This window comes from Bifidobacterium sp. UBA4282 (assembly GCF_002394995.1).
GTDB lineage: Bacteria > Actinomycetota > Actinomycetes > Actinomycetales > Bifidobacteriaceae > Bifidobacterium > Bifidobacterium pullorum_B.
Genome location: NZ_DGVO01000040.1, coordinates 51761 through 65526, shown reverse-complemented (window position 1 = coordinate 65526; position 13766 = coordinate 51761). Strand labels below are relative to the sequence as shown.

9 protein-coding genes and 1 tRNA gene are annotated in these 13766 nt (G+C 64.9%); 9 read left to right on the top strand and 1 reads right to left on the bottom strand.

The genetic code is table 11. From position 1 onward, the window contains the following. The first annotated feature begins 65 nt into the window (after positions 1–65). From B4C31_RS06260 to B4C31_RS06235, 6 genes are all read left to right on the top strand, one after another. Positions 66–1043 (top strand): DsbA family protein, encoded by a 978-nt coding sequence (locus tag B4C31_RS06260; RefSeq protein WP_291531775.1) that lies wholly within the window; start codon positions 66–68, stop codon positions 1041–1043. 120 nt (positions 1044–1163) lie between these two features. Further along, positions 1164–1237: transfer RNA gene (locus B4C31_RS06255), tRNA-Thr, on the top strand. 373 nt (positions 1238–1610) lie between these two features. Then, complete coding sequence (locus B4C31_RS06250; protein ID WP_291531774.1) at positions 1611–3047, top strand: G5 domain-containing protein; 1437 nt, start codon at positions 1611–1613, stop codon at positions 3045–3047. Between the two features lie 81 nt (positions 3048–3128). Next, the gene (gene rsmA / locus B4C31_RS06245) at positions 3129–4010 is read left to right on the top strand and encodes a 16S rRNA (adenine(1518)-N(6)/adenine(1519)-N(6))-dimethyltransferase RsmA (protein WP_043169584.1); all 882 of its coding nucleotides are present in this window, start codon (positions 3129–3131) and stop codon (positions 4008–4010) included. Further along, a complete protein-coding gene (locus B4C31_RS06240; RefSeq protein WP_291531773.1) occupies positions 4007–4909 on the top strand; it encodes a 4-(cytidine 5'-diphospho)-2-C-methyl-D-erythritol kinase in 903 nt (300 codons plus the stop codon). Before rsmA ends, B4C31_RS06240 begins: the two co-directional genes overlap by 4 nt. A gap of 64 nt (positions 4910–4973) precedes the next feature. Next, the gene (locus tag B4C31_RS06235; RefSeq protein WP_291531772.1) at positions 4974–5615 is read left to right on the top strand and encodes a LytR C-terminal domain-containing protein; all 642 of its coding nucleotides are present in this window, start codon (positions 4974–4976) and stop codon (positions 5613–5615) included. On the opposite strand, the gene B4C31_RS06230 is transcribed toward B4C31_RS06235, so the two are convergent. Next, positions 5616–7028: a CCA tRNA nucleotidyltransferase gene (locus B4C31_RS06230; protein ID WP_291531771.1), complete on the bottom strand. Its 1413-nt coding sequence runs from the start codon at positions 7026–7028 to the stop codon at positions 5616–5618. It lies immediately after the preceding gene. 125 nt (positions 7029–7153) lie between these two features. On the opposite strand from B4C31_RS06230, the gene B4C31_RS06225 reads away from it, so the two are divergent. Genes B4C31_RS06225 through B4C31_RS06215 form a run of 3 tightly spaced genes read left to right on the top strand, consistent with a single transcriptional unit; the run spans position 7154 to position 13757 of the window. Further along, on the top strand, positions 7154–7807 hold the full coding sequence (locus tag B4C31_RS06225; RefSeq protein WP_291531770.1) for an NUDIX hydrolase: 654 nt from the start codon (positions 7154–7156) through the stop codon (positions 7805–7807). Positions 7808–7851: 44 nt separating this feature from the next. Next, positions 7852–9945: a DUF6049 family protein gene (locus B4C31_RS06220; RefSeq protein WP_291531769.1), complete on the top strand. Its 2094-nt coding sequence runs from the start codon at positions 7852–7854 to the stop codon at positions 9943–9945. Then, positions 9942–13757: a murein biosynthesis integral membrane protein MurJ gene (locus B4C31_RS06215; protein WP_291531768.1), complete on the top strand. Its 3816-nt coding sequence runs from the start codon at positions 9942–9944 to the stop codon at positions 13755–13757. The genes B4C31_RS06220 and B4C31_RS06215 overlap by 4 nt, the downstream gene beginning before the upstream one ends. The last annotated feature ends 9 nt before the right edge of the window (positions 13758–13766 follow it).

Here is a 13766-nt window from a genome sequence, read left to right as displayed (position 1 = left end):
CGTCCAGCCGTGAGCGGAACCCCGTCCATTAGTATGGGCGGAAGTGGAATCAGGAAAGGAAACCGATGGTCCAGAACACCAAAAAGACCGAAAAACGGCAGTCGCGCGCCGAACGCCGCGCCGCGCAGGAAGCGGCGGAACGGGCCGCGGCGCTGAAGGCGGCCAAGGAGCGCAAGCAGCAGACCATCATCGGCGGCATCGTTGTGGCCATCATCGCCGTGCTCGGCATCATCGCCGGCGTCGCGATCTGGCGCGCCACGCATCCGAACAATCCCGTCGCCCAGATGTCCATCGACGAGGCCTACACCCAGCTGCAGCAGGTGGAGACCCAACCGGCCCACATCGACGACCAGGGCGGCATCCTGATCTCCAAGGACGGGTACGGCACCGCGGTTGAGGACGCGCCGACCGTGTCGATCTACATGGATTTCCTGTGCCCGGGCTGCGGCAACGTGCACCGCGAGCTCGACCCCACGCTGATCGCGATGATGGACGCGGGCCAGATCAACCTGGATCTGCACTTCATGGCGTTCATGGATTCCCTGTCCACCGACGATTACTCCACCCGTGCGGCCAACGCCGCCCTGACGATTGTGGACAACGACGACGATCCGGGGCATCTGCTCACCTTCGTGTCCAACATGTACGCCAGCGACTTCCAGCCGCAGGAGGGCGACGCATACGTACCGGTCAGCGACGACCAGATCCGCGAACAGGCCATCGCCGCCGGGGTGTCCGAGGACGTCGCCGACAAGATGGCCACCGACAAGTACACCGAATGGCTGGACGCGGTGGACACCTACACGCCCAAGCGCGAGGAGCTGTTCAACACCTCCGGTTCACTCAAGGGCTCGATGAGCACGCCGACGCTGACGATCAACGGGCATTTCTGGGATATCAACGAGCTGTCCTTCGCCGACGTGACGATGAAGGACGGTCTGCTCACCTCGCTCGGCCTCGACGAGGGCGATGTCGGCAAGGCAGGCGTCATGCCGTCGATCGGCGCCGACGGCGAGCCGATCTCCGTGTCGACCGGTCAGTGACCTCCCGGCAGCACACGATGACGGTCAACACGTCGAGGGAAGGCTTCCCGTGCGTGTTGGCCGTTTCAACAGGTGCTGCTATGCTATTCATTCGTCCCACGGTTTACCTACTGGGGACACGCCTCCTTAGCTCAGATGGCCAGAGCGGCCGCCTTGTAAGCGGCAGGTCGTCGGTTCGATCCCGACAGGAGGCTCGAAGCACAGGCTGAACGTCGTATAATGCTTTATACAGGCAGGCGACAGTCTGCGTGGAAATCTTACCCCTGAGTAAGTTATCCAGAGGCCTTCCCCCCCCCCAACTATAGGCTTCTGGGACCGGACGGAGCGTCCCCCAACCAGCTCCCTCCGGTATAAGGGGGCGGGAACATCCCCTTCTCTCCCGCCCCCTTTTTCTTTTATCCTTTTCGACGCACCGGCACCACGCCGCGAAGAATCGTCATCGGAGCAGTCCCCACCGACACACCGAATTGTGGGAGAATGGACAGGTATGGTGTCGCAGCACGATGACGACACCGACGAACCGATACAATGCAGCGGTAGTGATCCGACAACGGGAGGAATGCCGTCATGGCCAGACGATGGACGCCGAAACGATTCACGACGATGCGCCGTATCCGAGTGGCCGTCTGCGCAGCCGCCGTGGTGATCGCCTCCACCGCCACCTTCGCCCTGACCTCACGCAAATCGATCGCGTTGGACATCAACGGCGAGACCACCACGGTCACCACCTACGCCATGACCGTCGACAGGCTGCTCAGGGATCAGGGTGTGGACGTCAAGACCCACGATCAGATCACCACCACATCCGGAAGCCGCCTGCGCAACCATGACGTGGTCACCGTGCGCAGCGCCTACCAGACCACCATCACCATCGACGGCCAGGAGGTGTCGTTCTGGACGGTGGCCACCAGCGCCGACCAGCTGCTCGGATTCTTCGAGGCCAATGAGCACGAAGCGGCCCGGATCACCGTGAACATCGACAATGTCTACAGCCAGCTCACCGGCGGTCTGGTCATCAACGAGGACGGCCCGGTGACCGTCATCGCCGACGGCAAGAGTTCGCAGGCCCCCGACGGCAAGCTGCCGGCCGCGTCGATCCTGGATTCCAAGGGCATCGTCCTGAACAAGGAGGACCGGGTCAGCGTGGAGAAGGACGGCTCGCAAACCATCTTGCGGGTCCGGCGCGTCACCCACGGCGAGGAGACCCGTACGGAAACGGTGCCGTTCTCCACGCAGACCATCATCGACCCCTCGCTCGCCCCGGGGCAGACCGTCATCCGGCAGGAAGGCTCGAACGGGGAGATCCAACGCGTCTTCGACGTCACCTATGTGGATGGGGTGCCGGAAAGCGAGACCCTGATCTCCGAGACGACCACCGTCATCGCCATCGACCAGATCATCGCCGTCGGGCCGGAGGAGATGGAGTCGCCGGACGACACGAGCCATGGCCAGGCCAACGCGGGCAGCAATACGCAGGCCCAGCCGGAAACCGACGAACCGTCGACGCAGCAGCCGTCCGACACCACGGGCGGATCGTCCTCGGGCAATGACACCGGAACCGGGTCAGGCTCGTCCTCCGGCGGACAGACGCAGACGCCCCCTGCCGGCAACGCCGGCGGCGGTTCGGGCAGCACCACCGGCGGCAACTCCGGTGGTAGTTCCGGAGGGAACTCCGGCGGATCGTCGCAGGGCCGCCTCTGGCATCCGACCGTGGCCCAGGCCCAGACCTACGCCGCCGGCGCCGCCGCGCAATACGGATGGACCGGTGCCGAGTGGGACGCGCTGGTCTGGCTGTGGAACCACGAATCCAGCTGGCTGTGGTACGCGGATAACCCCTGGTCCGACGCCTACGGCATCCCGCAGGCCCTGCCCGGTTCCAAGATGGGGCCCGGCTGGCAGGACGACGGCGCGGTGCAGATCGACTGGGGGCTGAGCTACATCGCCCAGCGCTACGGCAGCCCGACGCAGGCGGTGGCATGGTGGCAACAGCACAACTGGTACTGACGATTGGCACCGACAACCGATACTGACGGCACGGCCGGCGCCCACCGGCCCATCGACGAGGAACGAGAAGACAGGGGAATCATGACGGATCATGCGACCATGACGGACGGCGGCCGCCTGCTGGGTGCGGCCGACATCCGGCGCATAGCCGAGGAGGAGGGCATCAGCCCCACCAAGAAGTTCGGACAGAACTTCGTCATCGATCCGGGTACGGTCCGGCGCATCGTCCGCGAGGCGGGCGTCGGCGCCGACGATACCGTTCTTGAGGTCGGCCCGGGATTGGGGTCGTTGACCTTGGCCATTCTGGAGACCGGTGCCACGCTCACCGCCGTGGAGATCGATCCGCCGTTGGCCCGGCGTCTGCCGACGACCGTGGCCGAGTTCATGCCGCAGGCCTCGGACCGGCTCACCGTCATCACCAGCGACGCCCTGGCGTTGACGCCGGATATGCTGCCCCGGATGGACGGCCGGTTCACGCTGGTGGCCAACCTGCCGTACAACGTGGCCACGCCGATCGTGCTCACGCTGCTGGAACGGTTCGACGGGCTGGACTCCTTCCTGGTCATGGTGCAGAAGGAGGTCGCTGACCGGCTGGCGGCGGGTCCCGGCAGCAAGATCTACGGCACACCGAGCGTCAAGCTGGCGTGGTACGGCACCGCCGAACGGGCCGGCGTGATCGGCCGCAACGTGTTCTGGCCGGCACCGAACGTGGATTCGGCGCTGGTGCGCTTCTCCCGTTATGCCGAGCCGCGGTTCGCCGGCGCGGATCGCGCCCTGACGTTCTCGCTGATCGACGCCGCGTTCGGACAGCGGCGCAAGACGCTGCACGCCGCGCTCAAGCGGATTGTGCCCGCCGAGGCCTTCACCCGGGCGGGCATCGATGCCACCCGCCGCGGCGAAACCCTGACCATTGACGAATTCGCCACCCTTTCCCGTGCCGTTCAGGAGGTTCAGGCATCATGACCGGTCCATCCTTTCCCGTGTCCGTCAGCGTGGATTGTCCGGCGAAAACCAATCTGACGTTGCGCGTCGGGCAGGCCCGCGCGGAGTGGGGGAATCGTCACGCCCTGGACACCATCTACTGCGCGGTGAGCATCTACGACACGGTCACCGCCACCCGCAAAGCGCCCGGCACCGGGTTCTCGCTGGATCTGTCCGGCACCCACCTGGGGGATCTGGCCGCCTCCGGCACCGATATGCGCCGCAACCATGCGGTTCTGGCCCTGTTCGCCATGGCCGAGGCCAGCGGCCGCGAGCCGGACGTGGCGCTCACCATCGACAAGCGCATCCCCGTCGGCGCCGGACTGGGCGGTGGATCCGCCGATGCCGCGGCCACGCTGTTGGCGTTGAATACGCTGTGGGGCCTGGATTGGCCGTTGGAGCGGCTGCGCGAGGTGGCCGCCGGGTTGGGGGCCGATATGCCGTTCTGCCTGTCCGGAGGGTACGCCCATGGCACCGGATTCGGCGAACGCATCACGACGCTTGAGGAGGATCGGATCCGCCAGCTGCGCGACAGCGGGTTCGCCGGACCGTTGGTGGTCGGCGCTTATCAGGCCGAGCTGCGCACGCCCGAGGTCTACGCGGCCTTCGACGAGTTGGGCGGCGACCCCGACCATGACAACGATCTGCAGCGCGCCGCCATCTCGTTGCATCCGCGCAGCGGTGCGGCCGTGCGCGCCGCGTTGCAGGCCGGCGCCACGCATGCCTTCGTCTCCGGTTCCGGCCCCTCGGTGGTGGCGTTCGCGCCCGACGCCGCGCGACTGCAGGCGATTGCGAACGCATGGCGCGAGTCGGCGGCCGTGGACCGCATCATCGCCGCGGACGCCCCGGCTACCCCAAAGGTGCACGTCCATACCGCATAGTCCGCATCAGCGTCAGCCACTGACGCTATGGTGGTAGCAATCATTCATGAAGGATTTTGGGAATATGGAACAGTACAACGACGAGCGGGAAGCCCGCAAACAGTACATCCGTCATCGCCAGCGTGTCGTGTTCTCGGCGGTCGGCGCGGTCATGGCCGTGGCGCTGGTGGTCTCGATGCTGTTCTACTTCCACGTCTCCGGCCTGGGACGCGTCGGCACCCCCGTGCAGGCGCCGAACTACGGGGTCACCGCGCCCTGCTCCGCCAAGGGTGAGGACGGCACCCCCGCCACCACGGTGGACAACCCCTCGATTACCATCCGCGTGCTGAACGGCACCAGTTTCTCCGGTTTCGCGCAGGCGGTGGCCAAGGGATTGGAGAACCGTGGGTTTACGGTCCAGGGGTATGACACCCTGCGCGACAACAACAACGCCGGTGAGGGGTTCGTCACCACCGTGGAGCGCACGACCATCTACTTCGGGCGCAACGCCATCAACCAGGCGTATACGCTGAACGACAACTTCACCGACGCCATCATGGTGATGGACGACCGTGAGGATGCGCTGATCGACGTGGTGCTGGGCGCCACGTTCAAGAATCTGAAGGACACCGACGAGGTGCTGGCACCGGGCTCGCCGATCGAGGACATCGAAGGCTGCCAGCCGGCGGATCAGATGGCCGACCTGCCGGCCGCCCTGGCACACTGATCACAGCGCCGCGTACCAGCGCTTGAGCTCCTCCACGGCCGTGTCATGGTCCACCGGCCCGTTATCCAGCCGGTATTCCAGCATGTGCTTGTAGGCGCGGCCGACCATCGGTCCGGGTTCGAGACCGAGCAGGTCCATGATCTCGTTGCCGTCGAGGTCCGGGCGGATCGCGTCGAAGTCTTCCTTCTCCTTGAGGTTGCGCACGCGCTGTTCCATCTCATCCATGGCCGAAGCGAACACCATGGCCTTGCGGCGGTTCTGCGTGGTGGCGTCGGCGCGGGTCAGCCGGTTCAGACGCTCGTAGAGATGCCCGGCGTCCTTGACATACCGGCGTACGGCCGAATCGGTCCACGGCTCGTCCACATACCCGTGGAAGCGCAGGTGCAGATTCACCAACTCGGCCACATCATCCACCACATGATGATCGAAATGCAGGGCCCTCAGCCGCTTGCGCGTCATCTTGGCGCCCACGGCGTCATGGTGGTGGAAGCTCACCTTGCCGCCGGCTTCGAACCTGCGGGTCTTCGGCTTGCCGATGTCATGCATCAGCGCGGCCAGACGCAACGTCAGATCCGGAGCGGGCACGGGGCCATCCGGGCCGGTTTCCAACGCCACGGCGCGGTCGATGACGATCATCGTGTGCTCGAACACGTCCTTATGCCGGTGGTGCTCATCGATCTCCAGCTGCAGGGCGGGAATCTCCGGGAACACGATGTCGGCCAGACCGGACTCGACCAACGCCTCGATGCCCGCACGCGGCCGGTCGGACAGCAGCATCTTGACCAGCTCATCACGCACCCGCTCGGCCGATACGATGCCGATGCGGTCGACCATGTCCGTAATCGCCTCGGCGGTTTCCGGCTCGATGCGGAACCCCAGCTGCGCCACGAACCGCACCGCGCGCATCATGCGCAGCGGGTCGTCGTCGAAGGACTGCCGCGGATCGACCGGGGTACGCAGCACGCCCTTGGCCAGATCGTTCGCACCCCCGAACGGGTCGACGAACTCCAGGTCGGGCACGCGCAGCGCCATCGCGTTGACGGTGAAATCACGCCGGGACAGATCCCCCTCCAACGTGTCGCCGTAGCTGACCTCCGGCTTACGGGAGTCGGGATCGTAGACATCCGAGCGGTACGTCGTCACCTCGACCTGGACCTCGGTGCCGTCGGCACGGCGGCGCATGGCCCCCAACGTGCCGAATTTCCGCCCCATATCCCAGAAGCCGTCGCGCCCCCAACGGCGCAGGATCGGCTCGAACTGCTCCGGGCGCGCGGACGTGCAGAAATCGAGGTCATGGGAATGACGGTGCAGCAGCATATCCCGCACCGGACCACCGACCAACGCCAACTCATACCCCTCATCGGCGAACAGACGGCCCAACTCGATGGCTTCCGGCCACACTTCGAAACTCACGCGCACCCTTTCGGCAGACGAATCATTGCGCCTTCCAGCATACCGTCACCCTTCCACGGCGGATAAACGCCGCGCACCCGACACCATTACCCCACCTGCACATAGAGTTGAGTAAGGTGGAAACCATGATTACGCCCGCAGACCTTGCACGCATGCTCGCGCATGCTGCGGGCAACCATGCCCAAAACCCGTTGGAACCGGACGAGCTCCTGTACACCTCCCGATCCCCGGAGCCCCGTCCGCCGGAATCCGCGCGCACGCCGACCCCCGCCATGATGCCGCCGCGGCGCAACACCGACGGGCCGACCACGTTCGCTTCGCTGGACGCGCAGGAGCTGCCGGTTGTCAGGGAGTATTCGGCGGGCGGCCTGGTCTTCGACGACCGCGGCCGTGTGGCGATCATCGCCCGGCATTCGCGCAGCGGCCATCTGGAATGGTGTCTACCCAAGGGGCATATCGAGAAGGGCGAGACGCCCCAGCAGACGGCCGTGCGAGAAGTGCACGAGGAGACCGGCATCCTGGGCGAGGTGGTGGAGTCGATTGCCACCATCGATTACTGGTTCACCGGCACGAATCAACGCGTCCATAAACTGGTGCACCATTTCGCGCTACGGCGCGTCAGCGGCGAGCTCACCGTTGAGGGCGATCCGGACCATGAGGCCGAGGACGCGATCTGGGTGGACTTCGACGACCTCGATGACGTACTAAGCTATCCGAACGAACGCAAGATCGCATGGCTGTACGCCAGGAAACGCAACAGGCAGGAACAACAATCGTGACTCGCATCCCCGCTGGTATCGGACACCGCATATGCAGCCATGCCGTGGCATGGGTCACCGCCCTCATGCTGGCGGTGGCCATGGTCTGCATCCCGCAGGCGGTCGCCATGGACGACGGCACCGCCACGGACGCGGTCACCGTCGACATCGACACCGCCACGGCGCCGGTCACGGCGCAATCCGGATACCACCTCACGCTGGACATCGCCAACCCCACCGATCACGCCCTGCCCGCGGGCACGGTCACCCTGTCCACCAACGTCCACTACACCTTTATCTCACGCACCGATATCCAGCAGTGGGCGCAGGACGAGGTCGGCATCCCCACACCGCAGGTCCTCGCCGAAGTCCAGACCCCGGAGATCGCCCCCGGCGGCACCGCGACCGTCGCCATCGATGTCAACGCCGATAACGCCGTGCTGACGTCCATCGCCGAGTGGGGCCCCAAACCGTTGCGCATCGACTTCCATACCGACGGCACCAGCGTGGAGACGCACACGTTCCTAACACGTTCCGCCGAAGGGTTGAACGGTGCCGCCACCCCCGCGCTGAACGTCACCGTGGCCCTGCCGTTGTCCAGCACCCAGTGGCAGGTCGACACGGATGACCTGACCACGTTGCTCACCGACGGTGCCGACTCCGACGTGGTCTCGTTGAGCAAGACCGGTGAGGCCCAGGTCAAGGAACAGACCCAGCTGCTGAACAACCACCCGGGGGTGCAGGTTATCGCCGACCCCACATATCTGGACGCCATGCGGATGCCGATCCGCAGTTCGGCTATCATGCAGCCCGCCGGATTCGACATCACCGCCTATGCGGCGGCCTACACCAGCCGGTACGACCGCACCGGCATCCGCGCGGAGGACTGGAACGCCGCAACCGCCCTGGCGCAGTACCGGCAGGCGCTCGGCGACGACGAAGCCGAATTGGACGCCGTAGCCTGGCAGGGATCGGCATCGTGGACCCAGCAGGCGCTGACGACCGCCAAGCGACAGGGGTATGACACCGTGGTCGCCACCAGCGATTTCAGCGATATGTCCCTGGGCATCGTACGCACCGACACCACCGTGGTCCCCACCGACGCCGGCGATGTCACCGTGCTCGCGGCGCAGCCCGTTCTCAGCGGATTGGCGCAGGGCCAGGCCACCAGTCAGACCGCCACGGCGGAACGCACCGCGGGAGGCCGTCTGGTCCGGTTCGTGGCGCAAAGCGCGTTCTATCAGATGGAGCAACCCTATACGGAACGCAACCTGCTCATCTGCCTGGACTCCTCCACGGACACCGCCACATTGGACGCCCTGCTGTCCGCCATCGAACAGTCGCCCTGGCTGCAGATGACGGACCTGCACACGCTGATGTCGGCCACGCCCTCCGCCACCGGACAGGACGCACTGCTCGCCGTGCCCGACAGCGATGGCGCCGGACAGGCCGTATCCGAGCGGTTCACGCCCGCGTTGGACGCCTTGAGCAACGCCAACGACGTCGTCATCCGCTTCCGCGATTCCGTCCTCACCGATGCGCAGGAGGAATCGATGAAGGCCAGTGAGGACACCCAGGCATTGGCCCGCCAGGATGCCGACAGCGTGACGCATCGTTCCGAGAACACCACCGCATGGGTCAACCAACTGCTGGCCGTGAACCGGCGATGCGCCCTGCATGCGCTGTCCTACAACGCCACCGCGGACAGTGCCACGCTCGCCGGGCCTCAGACCATCGCCGAAACCCTGTTCAACGCCGTCAGGATCACCCCCATCGAGAGCCTGAACGTGGTCAGCGAAACGGCGAATATGCCCGTCACCGTCAGCAACGCCCTGCCGTACCCGGTACGGGTCCAGGTTTCGGCGACCACCGATTCCATGACCATCGTCACCTCCCGGCTGGTCGACGTGGTCGTGCCGCCGACCAGCGAGGAGCAGACCACCCTGGCCATCCGCGTATCGACCTCGGGCACGGCCAACGCGCAGCTGACGCTGCTGGACCGTGAGGGGAACGCGTTCGGCGCCGCGCAATCGACCACCATCACCAGTGCGTTGCAGATCAGTGACATGAGCGGGTTCATCATCATCGTCTGCGCCGTACTGCTCGGCATCGCAGGCCTCTGGCGACAGTTCCACCGTGTAAAGGACCCCGACGAATGAGTTCCTCGATCGGACGCAATTCACTGATTATGGCCTCCGGCACCGCAGCCTCACGCGTGACCGGTCAGATCCGCACCATCCTGCTCGCCGCGGCAATGGGCACCACCGGCATGGCGGCCAACGCCTACCAGGCCGGCGCCATGATTCCTCAGGTCATGTTCACGCTGGTCTCCGGCGGCATCTTCAACGCCGTGCTGGTGCCCCAGATTGTGCGCACGCTGAACAGCAAGGACGCCGAGGAACGGCTCGACAAGCTCATCACCGTGGCCATCGCCCTCCTGCTGGCCGTCACGGCGCTCATGGCGGCGGCCACGCCGCTGCTGACGACGTTGTACGTGAACGGCAGCCCGGAGCTGACCGCCCTGACCAACGCCTTCACGTTGTGGTGCATGCCGCAGATCTTCTTCTACGGGCTGTACACCGTCATCGGCCAGATTCTGGCGGCCAAGGACCATTTCGGCACCTATGCGTGGAGTTCCGTGGGCGCCAACGTGATCAGCTGCATCGGGTTCACGGTGTTCATCCTGCTGTTCGGCGGGGCCGACCAGCAGTCGGTTGAGTTCTGGACCGCCGATAAGCTGGCGCTGACCGCGGGCGCCTGGACCGCGGGTGTGGCGTTCCAGGCGCTGATCCTGTTCGTGCCGATGGCTCGCATCGGCATCCGGTACCGTCCGCGCTGGGGGCTGCGGGGCATAGGTCTGCGTTCGATGGGGCCGGTCGCCGCGTGGAGCGTCGGCGTGGTGGTCATCAACCAGCTGGCCAATATCATCAACACCCGCATCACCACCAACGCCCCGGAAACCGCCGAGATGCGGCTGGGGATCAGCCAGTTCGACGTGGCGGGCAACGCCACCTACCAGAACGCCTATACCCTGTTCATGCTGCCGTACTCGCTGATCGCCGTGTCGGTGGCGACCGCGATGTTCCCGCAGATCTCCCGCGCACTGGCCGATCATGATCTCGATGACGCACGCCGGCAGCTCAGTTCGGCGTTGCGCAATGTCGGCGTGCTGATGTTCTTCTTCGCGGCCGCGTTTGTGGTGATTCCCGCGCCGATCACCCTGGCGCTGCTGCCGTCGGTGAGCGTGGACGAGGCGCTGCTGATTGCGGGGCCGTTGGTGGGTCTGGGCATCGGTCTGCCGATGACCTCGGCGTATCTGATTATTCAGCGCACCTTCTTCGCGTTCGAGGATGGCAAGCATCCTTTTATATTCGCATTCGCCGCCTCCGGCGTGCAGGTGGTCACCGTGGTTGCGGCCACGTTCCTGTTGCCGCCGCAATACTGGGTCACCGCGCTGGGTGCTTCCGTGTCCGTGGGCAACATCCTGTGCTTCCCGCTGCTGTTGTGGATGCTGCGCCGCCGGTTCGGCAATCGAATCGATGGTATGCGACTGGCACGTTCGTACGGTAAGGCCATCGCGGCCGCCGTTGCCGCCGCGGCCGTGGGCATTGTCCTGCTGGATCCGGTGTATGCACTGGTCGGTGCCGATTTCGGCGCCGATGCGGTGAACTGGCTGCAGGCCGTCGGCATATGCGTGATATCGACCATCGTGATCACCGTGGTGTATGTGGGCGCTCTGTGGCTGATGCGTTCCGATGAGCTTCTGGCGGCGATCGGCATGGTACGGTCCCGGCTCGGCGGCCGCGCCGCACGGGATGCCGCCACGGTTACCGCAAAGGGGCAGACGCCGCGGGATACCCCGGATTCTTCGGCTATCCCCGCCGATACAATGGCTACTAGTTCGCAACAAGCGTCCATTTCAATGTGCTCGGGAGTTGAGGGAAGCATGAGACCGCAGTTGGGAGATACCATCATCAACCGTTACGTTTTGGTGTCGCCGCTATGCGAGGAACAGGGCCTGCAGGTGTGGAAGGCCACCGACCAGATCCTCGATCAGGAATGCCAGCTGTTCATCATTCTGGACGCATCGGCCGTTGGGGAAGCCGATACCGCGGCGTCGGTGATCGCGGCGTCGAATGAGCACCGCTGCACGCCCATTCTGCATATCCATCACGAGGATGACGCGCTGATCGTCGTGACCGAGCCCGATACCGGCGTGAGCCTGGCTGAATACCTTGACGGTGGCCGGTTCGGCACGTTGGGGTACGACGCCATCCGCTCCATCATCGGGGACACCGCCTATACGGTGCGGCATCTCATGGACAATGGTGTCGTGCACCATGCGATCAGTGCGGATACCGTGCGCGTGTCCACATCCGGTGTCCAACTGGCGGACGCTCCGGTGAGTATGATGATTGCGGATTCCGTTGCATATGCCGGCTCGTCATCGGCCGAGGAACTCGCGATCTGCCAGCTGTCGGCGCTGCTGTACCGTTTGCTGACCCATCGTCGGTATGAAGCAGCATCAGATATGGAAGCGTTGCCGGAGGACACACCATACGAGTTCCGGCTCATCTGCTCCCGTGGACTTCGTATCGGGGATGAGGCGCCGCTGGCTTCGATTCCCGAATTCATGGCCCTGCTGAACACGTGGGTCACCGTTCCGGAACTGGGCGACCAGCACCTCCCACTCCCCACCGCCACCGGTCAGGCATCAATCCAACGTCTCGCGATTCGACCGACCGATGTCGAAAACCTCATTCCGATGCCCAAACTGGTGACCTCCCACCCGGCGACCACCGAACCGGACGTAACTACGGACGGTACATCAGCGGAGCATCAGTCGTCGGCGGCAGCCGTCGCGGCTGCAACCGCCAACCCCGTCAAATCGCTCTGGGATAAGGGACGCACAATCCTGGCCGAAGGCATCGATTCGGGTCATCATCCCACCGACTCCGGCAATCTGTTCGGCACCCAGTATCCTACGCAGGAACCAGTGGGCAACGAACGATTGACGATTCCGCTGGATGTGTCCAGCGTACGCGCCGAACCGGCTAGCCCCTTTGAGGAGACCAGCCGCATCCCCGTCATCGACGACAACGGCGTTCCCGTCGAATCCGCGTCCGCCCGGGCCCTGCAGGCCGAACAGTCGGTGCCGGATGGAACAGTTCCGCCCAGCTTCACACCGAAGGAAGTGGTCCGCGCCGAGGATCTGGACGATGCGGATGTGTCGGACCAGACCATCTTCGGCCGGCTCACCACCAAAACCATGGCGATCATCGCCGCCGTGGTCGTGCTGGTTGCGGCGCTGTTCGGCACCATGCATATCCTGTCCACCAATTCGAGCGACCCGAACGTCATCCAGACCGATGGCGAGGCTTGGCCGGAGTTCGACCCCGATGCGGTTCCGTTCGGCAACGATAGTGCAGCCGCCGAATCCGACGACACTGAGGACACCGCTGACGACACCGCCAAGGACGAGAACAAGACCGATCAGTCCGAAGACCAGCCGGATACCGATACCGCCGAACCGGCTGATGAACAGGACGCCGACTCCGAGGACGCTCAGGATCAGCCCGCCAAGACGCACGAACTCATCACCGCGGATAAGCAGGCTTCCGCGGTGCCGACTCCTCGCCACGTCAACACCACACCATTCGAGATCCAGTCGGAATCGTTCATCAACGCGCCGTCGGCGAACGGCTACGGGTATGCGGTACATCTGGCCCAGCCGCAGGACGTCTACCGTATGGTCATCACCATCCGCTCCTCCGGCGGACGTGGGTATGTCAAGGTCAACACCACCGACCCCAACGCCGGCGAGCAGGTGGCGGAGTTCACGTTCGCCGAGGGCGACACCACCGAGGTCATGTTCGACACGATGGTGAACACCCAGGATATCCTGCTGTGGGTGCCGACCGAGGATCTGCCGCAGAACCAGCTGTACATCGACGAGATCCAGTTCTTCTGATCCGTCTTC

What these genes read in the sequence shown, in the direction of transcription:
- rsmA (WP_043169584.1), top strand. Translation starts at nt 3,129, where the DNA reads ATGACGGATCATGCGACCATGACGGACGGCGGCCGCCTGCTGGGTGCG.
- B4C31_RS06250 (WP_291531774.1), top strand. Translation starts at nt 1,611, where the DNA reads ATGGCCAGACGATGGACGCCGAAACGATTCACGACGATGCGCCGTATC.
- B4C31_RS06260 (WP_291531775.1), top strand. Translation starts at nt 66, where the DNA reads ATGGTCCAGAACACCAAAAAGACCGAAAAACGGCAGTCGCGCGCCGAA.
- B4C31_RS06240 (WP_291531773.1), top strand. Translation starts at nt 4,007, where the DNA reads ATGACCGGTCCATCCTTTCCCGTGTCCGTCAGCGTGGATTGTCCGGCG.
- B4C31_RS06225 (WP_291531770.1), top strand. Translation starts at nt 7,154, where the DNA reads ATGATTACGCCCGCAGACCTTGCACGCATGCTCGCGCATGCTGCGGGC.
- B4C31_RS06215 (WP_291531768.1), top strand. Translation starts at nt 9,942, where the DNA reads ATGAGTTCCTCGATCGGACGCAATTCACTGATTATGGCCTCCGGCACC.
- B4C31_RS06235 (WP_291531772.1), top strand. Translation starts at nt 4,974, where the DNA reads ATGGAACAGTACAACGACGAGCGGGAAGCCCGCAAACAGTACATCCGT.